The sequence below is a fragment of the Paraburkholderia sp. BL27I4N3 genome (assembly GCF_003386115.1).
Classification (GTDB): domain Bacteria; phylum Pseudomonadota; class Gammaproteobacteria; order Burkholderiales; family Burkholderiaceae; genus Paraburkholderia.
In genome coordinates, this window is the sequence record NZ_QREJ01000001.1 from 3,452,945 (window position 1) to 3,473,742 (window position 20,798).

The 20,798-nt window shown below is 61.8% G+C and carries 16 protein-coding genes; 10 read left to right on the forward strand and 6 right to left on the reverse strand.

Features of this window, described 5'->3' with window-relative positions:
• Positions 1-18: 18 nt before the first annotated feature.
• From B0G71_RS15715 to B0G71_RS15740, 6 genes are read right to left on the reverse strand one after another with little or no spacing between them, the layout of a single operon-like run.
• Positions 19-1,125, reverse strand: a complete 1,107-nt coding sequence (locus B0G71_RS15715; RefSeq protein WP_116142662.1) for an ImpA family type VI secretion system protein — start codon at positions 1,123-1,125, stop codon at positions 19-21.
• A complete protein-coding gene (tssG, locus tag B0G71_RS15720; protein WP_116142663.1) occupies positions 1,118-2,230 on the reverse strand; it encodes a type VI secretion system baseplate subunit TssG in 1,113 nt (370 codons plus the stop codon). The genes B0G71_RS15715 and tssG overlap by 8 nt, the downstream gene beginning before the upstream one ends.
• Positions 2,230-4,119, reverse strand: coding sequence for a type VI secretion system baseplate subunit TssF (tssF, locus tag B0G71_RS15725; protein ID WP_116142664.1), 1,890 nt, complete (start codon positions 4,117-4,119; stop codon positions 2,230-2,232). The genes tssG and tssF overlap by 1 nt, the downstream gene beginning before the upstream one ends.
• Before the next feature lie 15 nt (positions 4,120-4,134).
• Positions 4,135-4,671 (reverse strand): type VI secretion system baseplate subunit TssE, encoded by a 537-nt coding sequence (gene tssE / locus B0G71_RS15730; protein WP_116142665.1) that lies wholly within the window; start codon positions 4,669-4,671, stop codon positions 4,135-4,137.
• On the reverse strand, positions 4,668-5,540 hold the full coding sequence (locus tag B0G71_RS15735) for a type VI secretion system accessory protein TagJ (RefSeq protein ID WP_116142666.1): 873 nt from the start codon (positions 5,538-5,540) through the stop codon (positions 4,668-4,670). The genes tssE and B0G71_RS15735 overlap by 4 nt, the downstream gene beginning before the upstream one ends.
• On the reverse strand, positions 5,537-6,241 hold the full coding sequence (locus B0G71_RS15740) for a TagK domain-containing protein (protein ID WP_116142667.1): 705 nt from the start codon (positions 6,239-6,241) through the stop codon (positions 5,537-5,539). The genes B0G71_RS15735 and B0G71_RS15740 overlap by 4 nt, the downstream gene beginning before the upstream one ends.
• Before the next feature lie 594 nt (positions 6,242-6,835).
• Between B0G71_RS15740 and tssH the strand changes: the two genes are divergently transcribed.
• From tssH to tssM, 10 genes are all read left to right on the forward strand, one after another.
• Positions 6,836-9,556, forward strand: coding sequence for a type VI secretion system ATPase TssH (gene tssH / locus B0G71_RS15745; protein WP_116142668.1), 2,721 nt, complete (start codon positions 6,836-6,838; stop codon positions 9,554-9,556).
• A gap of 36 nt (positions 9,557-9,592) precedes the next feature.
• Entirely contained in the window at positions 9,593-10,138 is a 546-nt protein-coding gene (tssB, locus tag B0G71_RS15750; protein WP_116142669.1) for a type VI secretion system contractile sheath small subunit, read from the forward strand.
• Positions 10,139-10,208: 70 nt separating this feature from the next.
• On the forward strand, positions 10,209-11,705 hold the full coding sequence (gene tssC / locus B0G71_RS15755; RefSeq protein ID WP_116142670.1) for a type VI secretion system contractile sheath large subunit: 1,497 nt from the start codon (positions 10,209-10,211) through the stop codon (positions 11,703-11,705).
• Between the two features lie 32 nt (positions 11,706-11,737).
• Positions 11,738-12,271 carry a L,D-transpeptidase gene (locus tag B0G71_RS40950; RefSeq protein ID WP_147308679.1) on the forward strand — a complete coding sequence of 178 codons (534 nt, stop codon included), beginning with the start codon at positions 11,738-11,740 and terminating at the stop codon, positions 12,269-12,271.
• Between the two features lie 67 nt (positions 12,272-12,338).
• Positions 12,339-12,725, forward strand: a complete 387-nt coding sequence (locus B0G71_RS15760; RefSeq protein WP_116148625.1) for a hypothetical protein — start codon at positions 12,339-12,341, stop codon at positions 12,723-12,725.
• A gap of 221 nt (positions 12,726-12,946) precedes the next feature.
• Positions 12,947-13,429, forward strand: a complete 483-nt coding sequence (locus tag B0G71_RS15765) for a type VI secretion system tube protein Hcp (RefSeq protein WP_012431989.1) — start codon at positions 12,947-12,949, stop codon at positions 13,427-13,429.
• A gap of 70 nt (positions 13,430-13,499) precedes the next feature.
• On the forward strand, positions 13,500-14,012 hold the full coding sequence (gene tssJ, locus B0G71_RS15770) for a type VI secretion system lipoprotein TssJ (protein ID WP_116142671.1): 513 nt from the start codon (positions 13,500-13,502) through the stop codon (positions 14,010-14,012).
• Between the two features lie 12 nt (positions 14,013-14,024).
• Complete coding sequence (gene tssK / locus B0G71_RS15775) at positions 14,025-15,368, forward strand: type VI secretion system baseplate subunit TssK (protein ID WP_116142672.1); 1,344 nt, start codon at positions 14,025-14,027, stop codon at positions 15,366-15,368.
• A 145-nt stretch (positions 15,369-15,513) separates the two neighbouring features.
• Positions 15,514-16,761, forward strand: coding sequence for a type VI secretion system protein TssL, long form (gene tssL / locus B0G71_RS15780; protein ID WP_116142673.1), 1,248 nt, complete (start codon positions 15,514-15,516; stop codon positions 16,759-16,761).
• 28 nt (positions 16,762-16,789) lie between these two features.
• Entirely contained in the window at positions 16,790-20,791 is a 4,002-nt protein-coding gene (gene tssM / locus B0G71_RS15785; protein ID WP_116142674.1) for a type VI secretion system membrane subunit TssM, read from the forward strand.
• The last annotated feature ends 7 nt before the right edge of the window (positions 20,792-20,798 follow it).

Sequence of the window (20,798 nt, forward strand, 5' to 3'; positions counted from 1 at the left end):
AAACATCGCGCACCACGACTATTCCTCGCCATCCCATTGTTCGAGCAACTCCGTGGGAATGGCTTTGACGACATCCACGTACCGTTTCCCCACAAACCGTTCAGCGCGCTTCAGCAACACGGGGATCGGACTGCTCGGCTCGTGTTGTTCGAACCAGTATCGAGCTTCCCGGATACGCTCCAAAGCGCCCTCACGACCCGCTGCCGCCACATTGACGCCGAGGCTAACCGGCGCGGCGCAACCGGTCGGCGGCGAAATGTCGTCATGCTCGACGCGCGCCTCCTCGTTCGACGATGCCGCCGCACAAGCATCGTCGAGCGGCATCGCCTCCACCGATCCGTCATCTGGCGCCATCGTCACGCGCGATCGATCTCCCACTACGCGCCGCAACAACCGCGTGAGCGCAGCGAGGTCCGGCAGGTAGACGCCGAGATGCGCCTTGCACCAGGTATCGATGGACTCCAGGCTCGCGAGCGCGCCATCGAAGCCGCGAAGCATGTCCGGCTGCTGGATGCGAAGATCCTCGAGTTGCCGCGAAACGGATTCGGGCGCGAGCGCATCGCTCGGCCGTGGATGAGCAAACGCGCGCTCGACGTCGCGCATCTGAAGGCGCGTGGCGGTGGAACGAGTCAACGCGATCTCCCGCAGGTCGGACAGCAACCCATCCGAATCTGTCAACGCCTGCAAAGCGTTCATGCGGATTTCGAGCGCCGCTTCCTGATCGTCGTCGACACTGGGTTGGGGATGGAGCGCGCCGGGGAACGCGGCGAGCCATGCGGCCAACAGCCCCAGCCCTTCCGCCAGTCCCGCCGCTGCCGCGAGCCTCGTGCGGCAGCGCGTGAACAACACCGCGAGACGCATGTCCTTGCTGCGCATCATCAGGCGTCGGCAATCGCGCTCGACCTCGCTCCAGTTCACCGGTTCCGGTATCCCCACGAAGTCGCCGTACTGCGCGTCCACTTTCACGGCCATCTGCGCGGCCAGCACGACGAATTCCGGGTCGTATTCGAGGTCGGTCCCGCACGGCGCGGCGGCCTCGACCGGTGACATCCAGTCGTGAGGCAGGGGTGTGACGGCCTTGGCTGCCGACACCTTCGCCGTCGGTTGTCTCTTGCTGCTACTCATCTTGTCCCTTCACTTGCGGCGTGACCCGGCGCTTGCCCGCCGCGTCGATACTTTGTTTCGCGAACGTGCCGGCGTAGCGTTCAGGCTCGAAGCGCATGCCGGTAATCGGCTCGCCGCTGGGCGAGCGACCGAGCCATCCTGACCAGCCCAATTGCTGCGGGCCGCCCATCACGGCAGGCGGCGCGCTTTGTGCGCGGATGCGCAACTCCAGCTCCCATTCGAATTCGCGACCGATGAAACTCCGCACCCAATCGGCCAGTTGCGGCAGATCCGCGCCACGAGGCGTGAAGCGCAGGTATTCGTCGATATCGACCGGGCCGATGATGATCCGGAAACGGTGCTGACGATCCGGCACCTGCTCACCGAGCATCGCGCCGTCGCCCATCGTCGCCGCACCGCCGGGCTTGCCGATATAGCTGTGATCGTCGGCAGCAACGTCGATCCAGTTAAAAACGAACTCCTCGATCGCGACGGGAACGCCGAAATACCGCTCGAGCGTCATGCGCAAGCCATCCGGGTTGCGGGCTTCGCGCACGAGGTTCGCAGACGCGGCAAGTTGCGCGTGTGCGGGCAAAGCGCGCTGCCCAATCTCGCGCGTATCCTGGCCGGTCAGGCTCGCGACATAAAAGGAGAATCGTTCGCTATCGGGCCCGGCACGGTCGAGTCCAGCGGTCGCCTGTGCGTCGGCCCACGCGCGGTACAACAGCGTGAGGTAGCGATGGTGAAAAATATCGAGGAAATGGACGAGCGTAGGATCGCGCCGGCTTTCTTCACGCTCCCTGGCAATCTCCGTCATGTGGATGGGCAACGGCCCATTCGGTCCAAGCATGCCGAGCGCGAACAGACGAATATGCAGGCGCCCGCCGAGTTCACCCACACTGGCGATCTCACGCGGCGCGAATGCAAGGCTCGGCTTCTGGCCTAACCGGAATGGTTCGGCACGCGGACGCCGCGCCTTGCCGATCGCATCGATACGCACATCGGCACCGATGCGGCGCATCAGCGAAAAAAATCCGAAATGCCACGGCTGCGTCTGCAACCGTTCGACTGCATCCGCCGATAGCGCCGTGTCTCGCAGCGTTGACGTGAATTGGGCCCGGTCCATCAAGCCACTCCGCGTGTGCCCATGCGCACGGGCCAGCGCATCAATTGGCCGCGCTGCATTGAGTGAAGCTCGGTCTGCGTGAACGAATTGATGGATACGTGCCGTGCCAGATAGTGCTCGAGAATCAGCCCGAACAGGTAGGGGCTCAAACCGGAAAAGCCGGTTTCATCGACCGTCAACTGACATTCGATGCCGCGACCGAACACCAGTGGGCCGCCACCGGGCAGTTTCCTTGCGACCGGCCGCGTCTTCACGCCGACGAGGCTTTCCACCTGACGCCGCGGTCCCACGTCGTCGCCGGTGAGGAACAGGCGCAGCATGTCGCGCACACCCTGCCCGCCAGGGCGGTGATCCATATCTTCCAGCGGCAAATAGTTGAAGTTCAGTTGCCGGATAAGCCGCCATGCGGTTTCGCGCTCGGCAAACGGCGCGCGAGGCGCGCTCGGCGCACGAATCAAGCCGACGCCGATCGCGGGCACCGAATCAACGGCGTCCAGATCGTTCACGCCGTTGCGCGGCAACAGATTCGGCAAGTCGCGATTGGTCAGCCAGGCGTCGATCGACAGATAGCGCATTCCTTCGTGATACGGCGCTTCCTGCTGGTCGACCAGCGACACGAACACTTCAGTTCCAATGTACGGCGTGCGCGTGCCGTAGCGGCGGGCCGAGTCCGATAACAACCGGCGTTCGCGGCGCAGCGAAAAATAGCGCCCGTGGTTGCCCTCGTCATTGTTCAGCGTTTGATACAACGGCCGGAAGGCGAATTCCGTCGACTTCTTGCCGACCTGCGCCGTGAGCGCTTCGACCGAATAGACTTCGTAGTCGAGCGGCGCGTTGCGCTTCGGAACCAGATGGAATTCCGTGCTGGCCGCATTCAATTCGATGCGCTGCGCTTTGCGCGGAAACAGATTGATCACGGGCGTGCAGAACAGCGCGAAACGCGAGGCGTCGACAAGGCCGATCAGCCGGTCCGGCGACTGGTCGAGCAGCACGACGATCTCGACTTCACGGCCTTTTGCCTTGCTCAGCCCTTCGCGCAGTCCGGTCAGCGTGAAAAAATAAAAGCGGCTCGGACATGCGAAATATTCGTGCAGAAGATTGTGACCATGGAATTTTGACCAGGTAAGCGGCAGCAACCCCTGATCGATGCCAAGCCCCTCGTGTGCGACCGCGCCATGCGTGACCGCACAGAAGGGACGCGCCGCGTCGGCGAAACACCCAGGCTCGCCCGTGATCGACGCAACGCCTGCCGCGTGAAGCAGTTCGAACAGATGCGACGCAACCTGCTCGTCTCCGGCCAGATAGACCGGCAGTCGGTCGAGTCCGCGCAGCTCAGCGATTTTGGCCTCGCCCGTGGCACGCAACCGCAGCCGCAATGCGCCACGCACTTGCGTGTGGGGCGGCACATAGCGGTCGAGCATGGGAATGTCCGGCGGAATCCCCGTCAGTTGTGCATGGGTAATCTCGAGGGGATAGAGCGCGACGTCCTGGCCCGTGCGGAATTCGCACACAGTGTCCTCCCCCGGCGACTTCTTGCCCGTGAGCATGCTGCCGCGCGGCACGCAGAAGCCTTCGACAAGGTTGCCTTCGCTCGGACTCGGATAGAAACGCGCGACCGACATGGACGGCGTGGGCGCCACATAGTTCGGGTAGATCACCTCGAGCAGACGTCCCGTGAAGCGCGGGAATTCCGCGTCGAGCTTGAGCTGCATACGCGCCGCCATGAAGCTGAACGATTCGATCAGCCGTTCGACGTACGGATCGGTCATCTCGCCGGCCTGCATGCCGAGCCGGCGTGCGATCTTCGGATGCAGTTGCGCGAACTCGCCAGCCAGTTCGCGTACATACATCAGTTCCTGGCTGTAGTAATCGAGCAGTCGCGGATCCATAACAATGTCCTGTGGTCAACGAGCCGCTGCGTGCAGCCGGCTCGTTTCAAGGTCGAGCGAGCTTTGCACCATGAACTCGAGCGGATAGGGGTCCATGCGGATCATTCCGCGGATCTCGAACGCGAGGTGGTTGTAGCGACTCTGGCTATCGACATCCGTGAGGGGCACGACCTGCACCGTATGTGCAATCAGCCGCGGCTCGAAGTCCCGTATGGCGCCCCGTATCACCTCCTCGATCTTTGCCCATTTTTGCGACGCCATGAACGCCCCTGCGAGCGGCGGCACGCCAAAGTTGATGGTCGATGCGGCCGCGTATGAATGCCGCTTCCGATCGATCAGGTCTTCCATGCTGGTCGCGTTGAGCAGAAACGCAAGATCGCGCTGGATGATGTCGCGCATCTGCGCCCGGCTGACCGCATAGTCGCCGGGCGCCTCGGTCTGCCGGTGCGGTGCGTCGTCGCGCAGCCGATCGAACAAGGTGGGCAGCAGCTGTGCATCGGCCTGGCGCGGCGCGGATGCCGTTCGGTCCGGCTCATGACGTTTGCGGCTCATCGCTGCACTCCTGCCGCCGGACCGGAGTGCGCGGCGCCGTCCACTGCGGCGGGACCAAACGAACAGTCAGCCAATTCGAACAGATCGAAATCAGCCGCGCTTGTCGTCCAGGTCTTACGCCCGGACGCAATGACGGCCGTGCGCCCCGACTCATGCCAAACGGTCTCATGCCCGAGTTGCAGCGTCTCGCGCAGGACAGGTAACCCGTGGGCGGCGAGCGGATAACGTGCCGGCATGAAGCCGCGCACCACCGCGCCGTCGATCAGCGACAGCGTGCACGGCGCCCACACGAGGTCGAGTAGCGTCGACGGCCTTTCGATCCGCCAACTGGCGATATCCGCCAGCGAAAGCCAGCGATAGCGCCCGGCGGAAATTAGCTCACAGACCGGGCCTAGCCGCGAATCGCTGTCACCGATCCATTCAAAGCGCTGATTCGAGGTGTGCCCGGCGACCAGCGGAGCGAGATCCAACGCGCGCTCCCGGGCGTCATCCGACGCGTCCTGTTGTCCCTGCGCGGACAGTTTGAGCGCACTGAGCATGCCGTGTATCCACGCGGGCGCGTCGCCGAATACCCACCCCGGCTCCTGCTGCCCGGCCATGACTTTTGCGCGCCAGTGTTCCGCGCGAACCAGGTCTCGACATGCTTGCGCGACGGACGCCTGGGACGGCTCCAGTTGGGCAAAAACCTGGAGTTGCTGGATGGCCCGCGTCCACTGGTACGTGATACATAGCCACTGGAACAGCGTCCAGCGATGCGCGGCCAACGTCGGCTGACTACGAATGTTCGCTTCGACCATTTCGATCTGTGCTGCCGGCGACCACTGGCGTTCCTGGCTCGCGAAGACATCCTGTAGCGGTTGGGCGGTCATTCGTTGGTCTCGTGGTGAATGTGAGTGTTCAGAGCCGCTAGCGGGCTGTCGATCGCGAGCGTGTGATGATCTCGCCGCGCGACGTGCGGCGGCGCCATTCCCACGCGGCGCGCCGCCGACGCGTGATATTCGGCTGGTGCGAACAGGCGAAGGATTTCCGGCACCGCGTCGTGTCCGGCCAAATCCGTCACGCCGCCCTCGTGCAACGCATCGAAGGCTTCCTCGAGCACGTCGATGTCGGATAGCAGACTGTGGATTGAACTTAAATCATCCTCAGCGCGGGCTCGTTCACCCATCGCCTCTTTGCCCAATCCGGGTATCCCGTTTGCAGACGACCCGATCCATTCCGAGTTGGGCAGGAAGTACGGCGATTTGAGCGCCTGGTAATACTGTTCATTGAGCGTGGCGAGAAGATCGTCCCGATCGGTATGTGCCGACGCGCCCGGCCGCTCGTATGCCGACGTGTCATACGCGGCGTTCGCCGACGAACCCAGCAACTCGAAGATAGCCTCGCTCGACTCCGGTGAGCAGTCGCTGCGCTCCGACGCAGCCAGCCGCTGGCCTTCCATACGTGATTGCTCACGAACCTGCCCGCGTGAACCCATGTGCATCCAGGACGGGTCACGATGCAGAGCACTCCGATCGGCGGTTGCGCGCGACGGCTTGCCAAGAACTTTGCGGAAATAAGTATGAAATGTCATTGCGTGACGCCAAGCAGTCTATGCCGATCCTGCATCCGTTATACCGAACAGAACTGATTAACGCATGACTACGCAGTTTATGTCCACCGTAACTTTCGGCAGCAATGTTTAAAAAATAGAGACTTAATTCGAGATAAATTAAGCGACAATCCAAAATATAAATAGTCCGACATATATCAAGCACCAACAAGCCAGATTTATCCTACACAGAGGGAATTTTCAATCCAATGCGGGGAAATCTCCTAACACTAAAACAAGCCGAACTTCCACGCTAAAGACGATAATTTTCAATTATTTAACTTACATTTTTATCTCAACAACTCTCAGAACAGGCTAACTCCACATTTGTCGCCGATCAAAAAATTCACGCATTACCGAAAAATAAAAATCACCTTCACACATTGACTGATCCAAACTTGAAGTCCGATAATTCAGAAAACACCATTAAACGGAGACAGGTTCGAAAAGTGCCGAATTACATAACGAAAGCGAAGCGTTTGACCGTATAAGGCAATTCGCTTAAATAGCTTGCATTTCCACTTGTTCAGGCTCGATTCCAATCAGTCATCCTAATAAACCACACGCGACCAGTTCATGACGATTTCCCGCCAGGCACTCTTTGGCAAGCTCGGGGCCACACTTTTCCGCAGCATCGAATCCGCTACCGCGTTTTGCAAGCTGCGCGGCAACCCGTATGTGGAGCTTGTCCACTGGCTGCATCAATTGCTGCAATTGCCGGACAGCGACATGCACCGCATTGCCCGGCATGCGGGAATCGAACGTGCAACACTGGAACGCGATCTCGCACGGGCGCTCGCTGCCTTGCCCGCGGGCGCCAGTTCGATCAGCGACATCTCGCACCATATTGAACTGGCTGTCGAGCGAGCATGGGTGCTTGCCACGCTCGATTTCGGCGACCGCCGGATACGTGGCGCGTGGTTGCTCGCGGCATTGCTTGGCACGCCGGAACTGCGTCGGGTACTGCTTTCGGCTTCGCCCGCATTCGCACGCATCCCGGCCGATACGCCACGCGACGAACTGATTGCCTGGATCGACGGCTCGCCCGAGTCTTCCGACGCGCCGTACGACAACACGGACTTCTCCGCCGCGATGCCGGGCGAAGCTTCACAGGCATTGCCCGCAGGTTCGAAGAGCTCGCCAATCGAGCAGTACTGCAGCGACCTGAGCGCGCGAGCCGGCGCAGGTGAAATCGACATCGTGACAGGACGCGAGCAGGAGATTCGCACGATCATCGATATCCTGCTGCGCCGCCGTCAAAACAACCCGCTTCTGACTGGCGAGGCCGGCGTCGGCAAGACTGCTGTCGTAGAAGGGCTCGCACTTGCCATCGCCAATGGCGACGTACCGCCCGCGCTGGCCGACGTGCGGCTGATGACGCTCGACGTCGGTGCATTGCTGGCTGGTGCGAGTATGAAAGGGGAATTCGAGTCGCGGCTCAAAGGCGTGCTCGAAGCCGCCTTACGGTCCACGACACCCATCATTCTGTTCGTCGACGAAATCCACACGCTCGTCGGCGCGGGCGGTCAGGCCGGCACCGGCGACGCCGCCAATCTTCTCAAGCCGGCCCTCGCGCGAGGCGCGGTGCGCATGATCGGGGCGACAACCTGGTCGGAGTACAAGCGGCACATCGAAAAAGATCCCGCTCTCACCCGGCGCTTTCAGGTACTGCAGGTCGCCGAGCCGCAGGAAGCCGCAGCCATCGACATGGTGCGGGGACTGGCCGACACGTTTTCGAAGCACCACGGCGTGATTGTCCGAGACGAAGCGATCCGCGCCGCCGTTACGTTGTCCCATCGTTATATTCCTTCGCGGCAGTTGCCCGACAAGGCAATCGGTCTGCTCGACACCGCATGCGCACGCGTTGCGCTCTCACAGCATGCGCCGCCGCGCGAACTGCAAAGCGTGCGTCAACGACTTCAGGCGGCGCGCGTCGAGTGTCGCCTGCTCGAACAGGAGGCGCGTATCGGACTCCATGCGGAGGAGGCGCTGAGTGCCGCGAGGGCGCGCATCGGTACGCTCTCTACGGAGGAAAGCGCAATCGACGCACATTGGCGGGCCCAGCTCGCAGCCGCACAGGCATTAGCCAGCGCGCGCGACGCCATCCTTACCCAGCCCGATCCGGATCACGCCGATGTTGTCCCGTCTTTCGCGACACTCGGCCAGCTGGAGCACCGCCTCCGTGACCTTCAGGGTGAGACGCCACTAGTCTTCCCGGAAGTAGACGAAACGATCATCGCGGAAATCGTCTCGGACTGGACCGGCATTCCCGTCGGCCGCATGGTAACGAATGAAGTTGCGGCTGTGCGCGCCTTGCCCGAAACACTCGCCTCCCGCGTGATCGGGCAAAGCGATGCCTTGCGCCAGATCGGTGAGCGAGTGCAGACGGCGCGTGCGGGTCTTACCGACCCACGCAAGCCACTCGGCGTGTTTCTGCTGGCGGGGCCGTCCGGCGTCGGCAAGACGGAAACGGCGCTCGCACTGGCCGAAGCCCTGTATGGCGGCGAGCAGAACCTGATCACGATCAACATGAGCGAGTATCAGGAGGCGCACACGGTCTCCGGACTCAAGGGCGCACCGCCCGGATACGTCGGCTACGGTGAAGGCGGCGTGCTGACAGAAGCCGTCCGCCGGCGCCCGTATGCGGTTGTTCTGCTCGACGAGATCGAAAAAGCGCATCACGACGTACATGAAATGTTCTTCCAGGTGTTCGACAAGGGCTACATGGAAGACGGCGACGGACGCTACATCGACTTCTGCAATACCACGATTCTTTTGACCAGTAATGCCGGTTCCGAGTTGACGGCGAGCCTATGCGCGGACGCCACACTCGCGCCCGATCAGGACGCCCTGCGTGAAGCGTTAGTCCCGGAGTTGCTGAAAGTATTTCCCGCAGCCTTCCTCGGACGCGTGACCGTCGTGCCGTATCGCCCGCTGGTCCACGCGTCGCTCGCCAGCATCGTGCGTCTGCATATGAACCGTGTCGTGCGGCGTATGGCCGACAGTCATGGCATTGCTTTGCATTACAACGAGCAGGTGATCGACTACATCATCAGCCGCTGCCTCGTGCAGGAGACCGGCGCTCGGGTGTTGATCGGGTTTATCGAACAACACGTTCTACCGAGACTGTCCGCTCTCTGGCTCGACGCATTCTCGTCGAAGCGAGTCCTCTCGAGCATCGAAATCCACGTCGGCGACAGCAACGCCGCGCCCGCTGCCGCATTCGTCTTTGCATCAGCCAACAAGACGGCGGTCGCCGAGAGCATATCCCCGGTTTCTGTCGGCGAGACTCATTAAACCTGCCGGCCATTTCCCACGCTTACGGAGTCATGCATGTCCGTTTCAAACAGTTCGCAGAAGTTCATCGCGCGCAATCGTGCGCCGCGCGTCCAGATCGAGTACGACGTCGAGATCTACGGTTCCGAGAAAAAGGTGGAACTGCCATTCGTGATGGGTGTGCTCGCCGATCTGTCCGGCAAGCCGGTCGAACCGCTGCCGGCTGTCGCCGATCGCCGTTTCCTCGACATCGATATCGACAACTTCGACGAGCGCATGAAAGCGCTCAAGCCACGCGTCGCATTCGCAGTGCCCAATACGCTCACGGGCGAGGGCCAATTAATGGTCGACATGACATTCGAAAGCATGGAGGACTTCTCGCCGGCCGCCGTCGCCAGCAAGGTCGAACCCTTGCATCGCCTGCTCGACGCGCGCACGCAACTGGCCAATTTGCAAACCTATATGGACGGCAAATCCGGCGCCGAAGCGCTCGTCAACAAGCTGCTGGCTGATCCGGCCCTGCTGAAAGCGCTCGCCGCCGTGCCGAAGCCGACGGTTATCGACGAGACAGAACACAGCCATACCGACAAACCGTCGAACTGACCGCCACTGCTGGCGAAGGCGCACCGGCAAAAACGACTCAAGAACGACCCGAGAACCACAGAGACACACCATGACAACACAGCAGGTAAAGGCGACGGCAACCGCAACTGCCGCGCACTCACAGACCGACTTTTCGCAGTTGCTCGCGCAGGAGTTTCGCCCCAAGACCGCCGCGGCTCGCGACGCCGTCGAATATGCGGTTCAAACGCTCGCCGAGCAGGCGCTGCAGCAGTCGATCATCATCAGCGACGACGCGTACAAGAGCATCGAAGCGATCATCGCGCAAATCGATCACAAGCTGTCGGAGCAGATCAACCTGATTCTCCACCACAACGATTTCCAGAAACTGGAATCGGCGTGGCGCGGTCTGCATCATCTGGTGTCGAACACCGAAACGGACGAGCGGCTGAAGATCCGCTTCATGGACGTTTCGAAAGAAGAACTGCGTCGCACGATGAAGCGATACAAGGGTCTCGCATGGGATCAGAGTCCGCTTTTCAAGATTTACGAAGAAGAATATGGCCAGCTCGGCGGCGAACCGTACGGCTGCCTCGTTGCTGACTACTACTTCGACCACACACCGCCCGACGTCGACCTGCTCGGCTCGATTGCAAAAATCTCTGCAGCCGCGCATACGCCGTTCATCTCGGGGGCCTCGCCCTCGGTGCTGCAGATGGAATCGTGGCAGGAACTCGCCAACCCGCGCGATCTGACGAAAATATTCGCGCAAAATCTCGAATACGCGCCGTGGAATTCTCTGCGCAATACGGAAGATGCGCGTTATATCGGGCTCGCAATGCCGCGCTTCCTGTCGCGGCTGCCGTACGGCGCGCAGACGAACCCGGTAGATGAATTCGACTTCGAGGAAGACACCAACGGTCCCGATCACCGCAACTATGCGTGGGCCAACGCAGCGTACGCCATGGGCGTGAACATCAACCGGTCGTTCAAGCTGTATGGCTGGTGCTCGCTGATTCGCGGCGTCGAATCGGGCGGCACGGTCGAGAGCTTGCCGTGCCACACGTTCCCGACCGACGACGGCGGCATCGACATGAAGTGCCCAACGGAAATTGCAATCTCGGACCGTCGCGAAGCCGAACTGTCAAAGAACGGTTTTATTCCACTCGTGCACCGTAAAAACACCGACCACGCGACCTTCATCGGCGCCCAGTCGGTGCAGAAGCCGGCCGAATACCACGATCCGGATGCGACTGCCAACGCCAACCTGTCGGCGCGTCTACCGTATCTGTTTGCCTGCTCTCGATTCGCGCACTACCTGAAGTGCATTGTGCGCGACAAGATCGGGACGTTCCGCGAGCGTGAGGATATGCAGCGCTGGCTCAACGAATGGATCATGAACTACGTCGACGCAGACCCGGCGAATTCATCGCAGGAAACCAAAGCGCGTCGCCCACTGGCGGCGGCCGAAGTGGTCGTCGAGGATGTCGAAGGCAACCCCGGCTACTACCAGGCGAAGTTCTTCCTGCGCCCGCACTTCCAGCTCGAGGGACTCACGGTGTCGCTGCGTCTCGTTGCCCGGCTGCCTACCGTGAAGGAAGCGGCCTGATCGATCGTTGCCAGAACGCCGCCGGCCGCCGCGTGATCCAGCCGGCGGTCCCGGAGGTCATTCCCAATGCCTCGGCCATTAACAAAAAGGGTGTCTCTCAGATGTCTTCACTACGGTTTGATGGGCGTACACACCAGATTGCGCTAGTTGATTCTGCTGGCAATACGACCGGCAACTGGGCTGCGTACAACAACGTCGACAGTCATGCCACGATTCGTCATATTCAGAACGGCGTCTACACAGTCCAGGACAGGGTGATACCTCACCCTCACGCTGCGTCCGCCAATGGCCCCTATGGGCTACACGGCATTGTTCGCTTCAGCGTGCCCGGTCATCCCGGCATCGGCGTCCATTCGGGACGGGCCAACGCGACTCATTTGGCGGGTCCGCAACATCCGACCATGGGTTGCATCCGAACGACAGACGACGCAATGAACGCTATTGGCAATCTGATGAGAACGGACGCGCTGACCACCGTCGAAGTTGTCGGCAACGACAGCATGGGCGCGCACGCCGCGTCCCGGCGCAACCGTCACGCCAGCCTTCATGGGCGTAGTCATGGTTAGGCTTCCAATTCGTGGCGCTGTGTTCAGGCCGATCGCATGTCTCGTTACGGTGCTCGGTTTCCTGTCAATGTCATTGGCCTACGGTAAGGCTTGCACCGAACATGATGCAGTGGGTGCGGATGCGATGGTTGACAGGATCACCACCTGGAACGCGGCGAACGTCGCGTTCACGAAGTACGGACAGTGCGATGACGGCGACATCGCCGAGGGGTACTCGGAGGCAATTGCGCGACTACTGGTGGATCGGTGGAATACATTGCCGCGACTTGGTCAATTGATCAAACGCAATCCATCGCTCAAAAGCTTCGTGCTGCGTCATATCGACAGCACGCTGGATACGGCTGACCTCGACAAAATCAAAAGACTTTCCACGTCATCCTGTCCGTCGGGCATGGAAACGTTCTGCAAGGCGCTGACCCACGCCGTCTTGCAGACCGAACGGTCAACGAAATGAAGTAATGCGGCCGCCGCAGCGTAGCCAACGCCACAGCCATCGCGATGCGCACGTGCACGCGTACGTCCGCACGCGGTACGCGCCTCGTCTGCGCAAAAAAACGGTGGGTAGCCGAAACGCCGCCAATACGCGGCGACATTCACTGGCAAAGAGCATCGCTCATACGACGCGGCAGTCCCGCAACAAAGAGCAGTCTGTTTTTTCACTCACGGAGTCTTTAAATGGCACAGGACATTTTTATCAAGATCAACGGCATCGACGGCGAATCGCAGGATTCGGCGCACAAGAATGAAATCGAAGTGGCGAGCTGGGGCTGGCAAATCCTGCAGCAGTCGAACATGCACATGGGTTCGGGCGGCGGCGCGGGTAAGGCAACTGTCGAAGATCTGGCGTTCGAACACCTGGTCGATCGTGCAAGCCCGAACCTGATGAAGTATTGCCTGACCGGCAAGCACATCGACCAAGCCGTGCTGACCGTGCGCAAGGCAGGCGGCAATCCGCTCGAATACCTGAAGATCACGATGAACGACGTCATCGTTACGCAGGTTCATCCGTCGGGCAGCAATGCTGACAACGGCATCCGTGAACAGGTGCGCCTGTCGTTCGCGAAGGTCAAGCAGGAATACGTCGTGCAGAATGCCCAGGGCGGCAGTGGTGGCGCCGTGACGGCAGGCTACGACATCAAACTCAACAAGGAAGCGTAAGCGCTCCTGTCTTGCGAGGTCCGGCGTGCGCGCCGGACCTTATAACGCCCCACTTCCCTGTTCACTGCCGATGCGCCCGTCCACTCACGTCGTCGCACTTATCTGCGTGCTCGGACTCACCGCATGCGCGAGCAACGATCCCAAAGCCGTTCATGAACCCGTGAAGCTCGAGCTGTCGATAACCGCCTCATCGAGCGTCAATCCCGATGACCAGAAACGCGCCGCGCCGATCGTGGTGCGCATTTACGAATTGAAAAACGCCGACGCGTTCACTGCCGCCGACTTTTTCTCGCTGCAGGACAAGGACAAGACCGTGCTCGCCGACGACCTCGTCGTGCGCGAGCAGTTGCAGCTTCGCCCGGGAGAAAACAGGACTATCCAACGCAACGCCGATCAGGCCACGACCGCACTAGGTGTCGTCGCGGCCTACCGCGATCTGCCGAACTCCGTGTGGCGCGCCACCTGGACACTGCCGTCATCGCCACCGGCTGCGTGGTACCGGACCGCGCCGAAACTGAAGCTGACGATCAATCTCGATACCAGTGCGATCCGGATCACCGACGCACAAAAACAAAACAAGTAATGGACCACACGCATGAGTTGGTATAACAAGGTCACCTGGAGTGAAGGTCTGTTCCTGCGCCCTCAGCTTTTCCAGCAGCAGGAACGCTACCTCGAACATTTCGCTCACAAGCGCGCGGCGCCACTTTCGCCCTTTTTCTTCGGCTTCTCTCACTACGCAATCGACAATGAAGCGCTCGCGCTCGGCAAAGTAATCCTGAAGTCCGCCAACGGCGTATTCGCCGACGGCACGCCCTTCGATTCGCCAGGCAACACGCCGCCGCCCGCCCCGCTGACGGTACGCCCGGAGCATCTGGACCAGGTCATCCATCTTGCCGTGTCGATTCGCGTGCCCAACGCGGAAGAAACCAGCTTCGACGAGTCCTCCCATTCGCTGGCCCGCTATGCCGTGTTCGACACGGACTTGCGCGATACAAACTCGATCGGACAGGGTCCGAAAGCCGTTCAACTATCCAACCTGCGGCTGCGACTGGTGCCGCAGAAAGAGATGACCGACGCGTGGATCGGTCTACCGTTGACGCGAGTCAAGACGCTTCGCGCTGACGGCAGCATCGAACTCGACGATACGCTGGTCCCGCCGGTGTCGGGCTATGGCGCCAACGCGCTGCTCACGAGCTGGTTGGCGAAGGTCCACGACCTCACGCGCCTGCGTGCGGATGCGCTCGCCAAACGGCTGACCGGGAGCGACGGCCAGGCCGGCACGGTTGCGGAAGTCTCGGATTATCTGCTGCTGCAAACGCTCAACCGCTACGAACCGCTGTTGCAACACCTGCGCCGGGTTCCGACCGCCTCCCCCGTCGATCTCTACGCGCTCCTGCTCAGCATGGCTGGAGAACTCTCGACCTACGTGCGTCCGCAGACGCGCCGGCCGCTCGAAAGCCATCCGCCGTATCAACACATCGAGCCGCATCTGTGCCTGAAGCCCGTGGTCGACGACACACACTGGCTGCTCAACGCGGTCCTCGTACGCAGTGCGCAAAGCATTCCGTTTACCGACGCGGGATACGGCATGCGCAACGCGGTGGTCGATCCGGCGGAGATTCGCAGTTTCAGTTCGCTGGTCCTCGCCGTGTCGGCCCAGATGCCGCCGGACACGCTGGTCCAGCAATTCGCCATGCAGGCCAAGATGGGACCGTCCGAACGTCTGCCGGATCTGGTGCGCTCGCACCTGCCGGGCATTGCGCTTCAGGCACTGCCCGTGCCGCCGCGGCAGATTCCATTCAACGCCGGCTATGTGTACTACGAACTCGCGCGTACGGGTCCGCTGTGGGAGGCCGCTGCGCAGCATGGCGGCATTGCGTTGCATGTGGCGGGTGAGTTCCCCGCACTCAGGCTGGAACTGTGGGGCGTGCGCTGATAAGCCGTGACTCACCGGAAAACAGGAGCGCTTCCGTAGAAGCGCCCGTTCATCATCGCATCAGGGGAACACAGTGAATCCAGACCGAGGACTGCCTTCTTTCGGCACAGCGTTCGCGCCCGACGACCGCGCTACGTCCGCCGCCATGGAGAAAAAAGCTGGCGACTCCGCGTCCGGCGCGAAGCCCAAACTGCCGGCCACGTTGCTCGCCAGCATCCCCGCCGGTGAACCGCAGGCCGCCCGCCTGCAGGCCGTGGAGGACGCGATCAATCCGCTGCTGGAAGCCGCGCGCCCGTTGCTGCGCGCGCTTGCCGACATGCCCGACAATCTGGATCTGACGGCCATCGATCAGCTTCACCTGCTGCTCAAACAGGAGGTGCGCATCTTCCAGCGACTGTGCGAGCAAGCGAATATCAGACGCGATCACATGATCGGCGCGCGTTACTGTCTGGCCACGGCGCTCGACGAGGCCGCCGGAAAGACCGTTTGGGGTCAACGCGAAACCGGCGTCGAATGGCTTCGCAAAGGCTTGGCCACCGAATTCCACGAGGACCGCCAAGGCGGCGACAAGGTCTATCTGCTGATCGGACGACTGATGAACGAGCCGCGCGAGCGTCTCGACCTGCTCGAAGTGATCTATCGGATCCTGAGCCTCGGCTTCATGGGCCGCTATCGCCATGAAGCCGACGGCGCTCGCAAGCATGATTCCGTGCGCCAACGGCTCTACAACGAGATCCAGACGCAGCGCGGGGTCGTGCCGATCGCGCTGTCGCCGCGAGTGCAATCCGACGCCCGCGGACGGCGCCTGTCTGTCTACGACTTTCCGGTCTGGATCACGTTTGCCGTTCTCGGGCTGATCCTGCTCGGCCTGTTCGGCTGGTTCAAATACCATCTGCTCGACCATGGCGCGGATGTCGAAAAGCAGATTATCGATATCGGCCATCTGACACCGCCGCCGGCCCCGCGCCTGCCCCACCTTAAGGAACTGCTGAAAAACGAGATTGCAGCCGGCACGGTCAGCGTCGACGAAGACGCCCGTCATAGCTCCGTGACGTTTCGCGGCGACGCAATGTTCCCGCCGGGTGGCGTCAACGTCAACGCGTCGATGGGGCCACTGATCGCGAAGATCGCGAGCGAAATCGGCAAGGTGCCCGGCAAGGTCACCGTCACCGGCCACACCGACAATCTGCCGATCAGGAGCCGCCAGTTCGCATCGAACGATGCGCTCTCCGAAGAGCGCGCAACCCAGGTCATGCAGATGTTGCAAGCATCGGGTGTGGCTGCGGCGCGGCTAGAGGCCATCGGCGGCGGTGAGGCGAATCCCATTGGCGATAACGCAACGGCACAAGGCCGTGCACAGAACCGCCGCGTAGAAATCACGGTCACGCCGTGATCAATAACATGCCCATCGGGACTCAAGGATGAAGAAGTTGTCGTTTCTGGTATCGCGCTGGTTCCTCGCATTCCTCGCGCTGTTGGTCTTCGGACTCGTGATCTGGTTTTTGGGGCCGTTTGTTGCGTTTGGCGGCCTCAAGCCTCTCTCCAGCGTAGGCATGCGTGTCCTCGTGCTTGCGCTGTTGCTCGTTGGCGCACTGCTGTGGCTCAAGGGCTGGTCGACCAGTGTGGTGTTCGGGGCGTTGCTGTGCCTGCTGATCTGGTACGCAGGACCGCTTTTGAGCTTCGGACATGCTGTACCGCTGACCTCCGTCGCGGCGCGCGTGATCGCCATTGCCGTCGTGCTGGCGCTTCTGGCCGCGTTCGGTCTGTACTGGCTCTGGCAGAAAATGCGCAGCGACGAAGCGTTCCTAAAAAAGGCGCTGACGTTCGGCGGCAAGAAGGAGGAGCCGGCGGCCGCTGGCAGACTCAAAGAGGTCGAGGCTCGCATCAACGCCGCGCTCGCCCGGCTGAAGTCCATGCGCACGGGCGCGCGAGGCGTGGGGCGGCTCTTCCAGGGCACGCGGTATCTGTACGAACTGCCCTGGTTCATCGCGCTCGGCTCGACCTCCTCCGGCAAGACGAGTGCATTGCTGAACGCCGGGCTGGCGTTTCCGATTGGCGGAGCGACACCGCGAACGGCCGGCGCATCCGTTGGCACGAAGAACATCGACTGGTGGCTGTCGAACGATGCCGTTCTGATCGATACCGCCGGCTACTACACGCGACATGGCGCATCGACCCAGTCATTGCCCGCGCTCGCGGAAAAACGCGCCGAAAACAAAGACGACGACGCCGGCCGCGACACGGCCGCAACCGAGAGAGCGGACGTGGCGGTGGGCGATGCCGACTGGCGTCGGCGTGTGGACGAAGACGAATGGCATGGCTTTCTCGACCTGCTTCGCCGTCACCGCCCGCGCGCGCCGATCAACGGCGCGGTGCTCGCAATCAGCCTCGACATACTGACGGCCTCCGACCCCGCGGTGCGCGCGACCGAAGCCGACATGCTGCGCGAACGGCTGGCCGATTTGCGCGCCCGGCTGGGTATCCGCTTTCCGGTGTACCTGATGATCACGCAAATGGACCGCTTGTCCGGGTTCGCCGATTATTTCGGATCGCTGACCGAGGAGCATCGCGCGCAGATGTGGGGGTTCACGCTCCCGGTCGGCGGCCAATCGGCCCGGAGCAATCTCGCTGCGGTGTGCAACGGAGAACTGAGGCAGCTTGTCACGCGTCTCGCCGGCGGCGTGAACACACGGCTGGAAGACGAGTACGACATCGAGCGCCGCCGGCGGCTCGCGGCACTGCCGGAAGCGTTCACCGCGCTCTGCGCTCCGCTTGCCGAGTTGCTGGGGCAACTGTTCATCGATTCGCGTTACGACGCTACGCAAAATCACACGATGCTACGAGGCGTCTACTTCACGAGTGCGTTGCAGGCAGGGCAAACTGTCACTGCTGAACCGCTCACGGTCGTGCAGCGTCTGATGGCGGGGCGCAGTCGCCTGTTCTCGGCGGACGCGGCGCGGCCCGCCGCGAACCATAGCTACTTTTTGCACGATCTGTTCACGAAGGTCGTCTTTCCCGAGGCGCATCTGGTGCGTCCCAATCTGCGCTGGGAGTACCGTTTCCGCCTGTTACGGCTGCTCGGGCATACGCTCGGCCTCGTATTGTTCGTCTGGCTCGCAATGGGCATGCGTGTGAGCTTCGGCAACAACACCGACTATCTCGATGCGGTCGCGCGCAAGACCCAGGCGCTCGGGGCCAAGGTCAGCCAGCTTTACCGCGAACCGAAACCGGAAGCCGTCCCCGACACCTTGGGCGAGGCGCGCTATCTCCCTACCTGGACCGGACTGGATCTGCCCGACCCTGACAGCCGCTTTCGCTATGGCCTCTACAGCGCGCCGGGTGTCGTCGAGGCGAGCCGCGACACCTATCGCGCGCTCGAGGATAACCTGCTGCTGCCATCCATCGTCCATCGCCTCGAAGATGTCATTGCTCAGTCGATGGCGAACAAGGATGCCAAAGCAAACTACGACGCGTTGCGCGTCTACTTGATGCTGTATGACAAGGCCAGGTTCAACTCGACCGACATCAAGGCCTGGGTACTCGACGACTGGGCAAAAAATGACAGCGCGTCGATCTTCGGCGGACGGGCTTCGATGATCGAACACGTCGAGCAGTTATTTTCCGGTGAGCGTATCGTTCGGTCGCCGCTGATCCGCAACGACGGCTTGATCCAGCAAGCCCGCGCATTTCTCGACAGCAGCAACGCCACGCAGCGGCTCTACGAGCGCGCCAAGGCGGGCATGCAAAAAGAAGCGCCCGACGAGTTCACGCTGCTTCGCGCGGTCGGACCGCAGGCCGGCACGGTGTTCACGCGCGCAAGCGGCGCGCCGCTCTCTCGCGGCGTGCCGGGCCTTTTCACGTTCGACGGCTACCGGAACCTGTTCGACAAGCGGCTGCCGGAGTTCGTCCAGGCTGCACGCGACGACGACGCCTGGGTCATGGGACGTTCGTATCTTGGCGAGGCTCAAAAAAAAACGGCTGAAATCGTAAGCACGGTAACGGGCGCCGACGATCCGCTGACGGAAGCCATTCGCCGGCTCTATCTGACCGAATACGCGCAGCAGTGGGACGCTTTCCTCGGCGATATCCGCACGGTCGCCGGTACGAGCCTCGCCTTCAATCTGCAGGTGCTGCGCCAGTTCGCGGCACCCGATTCGCCGCTGGCGCGCCTTGCTCGCGCATCCGTGCATGAAACGACGCTCACCCAGTCGATCGCGGCCACCAATGGTTCTCTGCTGCAGAAAACGACCGACCAGTTCAGTCAGAAAGCGGATAAGGCGCTGGGCATCCGGGCGGAAGAACGCGTCGAGCGCGAACTGGTGGACGGTCATTTCGCCGCGCTGCGCGAGATGGTCACAGGCAGCGCCGACACCTCGGCCGCCGACGCGCCGGCCAATACCCAGGCCGGCAAGACGGGGCTCGACGGCGTGACGAGCCTGCTCAACGATTACTACACCACACTGACGGTCGCGGATAACGCGATCGCAAACAACAGCATGCCACCCGCCAGCGATGCCGCGGCGAAACTGAAAATGGCGGCCAACACCATGCCGGCGCCATTTCGCGAGGTGTTGCTCGGCCTCTCGGTGCAGGGCTCGCGCGAAGTCAATCAGGGCATCGGCCAACTGCTTTCGCGGCAGATGCAGGCCGTGGTCAGCGATACCTGCCGACTGACCGTGGAGGGCAACTATCCTTTTACGCCGGACAGTTCGCGCGACGTGAGTGTCGACGACTTCACACGCGTATTTGCACAAGGCGGCGTGATCGACGACTTCTTCACGAAGAACCTCGCACCGTTCGTCGATACCTCGGCGAAGCCGTGGCGCTACAGAACGCTGCCGGGCGCCACGGAGCCCGTACAGGGCCCCGACCTCGAACCATTCCGGCATGCGAGGCAAATCCGCGACGTGTTCTTCGGCGACCAGGGCAAGCAACTTCTTTGGAAAACCGAAATCCGCGTGCCCGAACTCGATCCGACTGTGACGACACTGGCGATCGACATAGATGGTCAAAGTATGTTGTATCAACATGGACCCGTCGCACCATTTGCGGTGAGCTGGCCCGGGCCGCGCGGCGGGGTGCACGCCGAAATGACCGCGAGTCCGCGCATTCGCCCTGAAACCTCGGCGGTCGCGGCGGACGGCCCTTGGGCACTCATGCGTCTGTTGCGCAAGGGGCAGATCGTCCAGACGGCTACGCCCGGGCGCACGCGCGTCGAATTCGATTTCGACGGACGCAAGGCGGTGCTAGATATCACCGGTACGGGCAGCGTCGCCAACCCGCTGACCAGCGATGTGCTCACCGCTTTCCGTTGCCCCAATTCAATGTCGATGTTCAACCTGCCCGACAGCGGTCCGCCGCCTGGCTTGCCCTCGGCGACGCCGGTTTCCGCTGCGGCGGAGGGCGGTCGCATTCCTCGTTGATATCTAC

Coding starts and splice junctions, on each gene's coding strand:
- B0G71_RS15715 (WP_116142662.1), bottom strand. CDS start 1,125: ATGAGTAGCAGCAAGAGACAACCGACGGCGAAGGTGTCGGCAGCCAAG.
- tssG (WP_116142663.1), bottom strand. CDS start 2,230: ATGGACCGGGCCCAATTCACGTCAACGCTGCGAGACACGGCGCTATCG.
- tssF (WP_116142664.1), bottom strand. CDS start 4,119: ATGGATCCGCGACTGCTCGATTACTACAGCCAGGAACTGATGTATGTA.
- tssE (WP_116142665.1), bottom strand. CDS start 4,671: ATGAGCCGCAAACGTCATGAGCCGGACCGAACGGCATCCGCGCCGCGC.
- B0G71_RS15735 (WP_116142666.1), bottom strand. CDS start 5,540: ATGACCGCCCAACCGCTACAGGATGTCTTCGCGAGCCAGGAACGCCAG.
- B0G71_RS15740 (WP_116142667.1), bottom strand. CDS start 6,241: ATGACATTTCATACTTATTTCCGCAAAGTTCTTGGCAAGCCGTCGCGC.
- tssH (WP_116142668.1), top strand. CDS start 6,836: ATGACGATTTCCCGCCAGGCACTCTTTGGCAAGCTCGGGGCCACACTT.
- tssB (WP_116142669.1), top strand. CDS start 9,593: ATGTCCGTTTCAAACAGTTCGCAGAAGTTCATCGCGCGCAATCGTGCG.
- tssC (WP_116142670.1), top strand. CDS start 10,209: ATGACAACACAGCAGGTAAAGGCGACGGCAACCGCAACTGCCGCGCAC.
- B0G71_RS15760 (WP_116148625.1), top strand. CDS start 12,339: ATGTCATTGGCCTACGGTAAGGCTTGCACCGAACATGATGCAGTGGGT.
- B0G71_RS15765 (WP_012431989.1), top strand. CDS start 12,947: ATGGCACAGGACATTTTTATCAAGATCAACGGCATCGACGGCGAATCG.
- tssJ (WP_116142671.1), top strand. CDS start 13,500: ATGCGCCCGTCCACTCACGTCGTCGCACTTATCTGCGTGCTCGGACTC.
- tssK (WP_116142672.1), top strand. CDS start 14,025: ATGAGTTGGTATAACAAGGTCACCTGGAGTGAAGGTCTGTTCCTGCGC.
- tssL (WP_116142673.1), top strand. CDS start 15,514: ATGGAGAAAAAAGCTGGCGACTCCGCGTCCGGCGCGAAGCCCAAACTG.
- tssM (WP_116142674.1), top strand. CDS start 16,790: ATGAAGAAGTTGTCGTTTCTGGTATCGCGCTGGTTCCTCGCATTCCTC.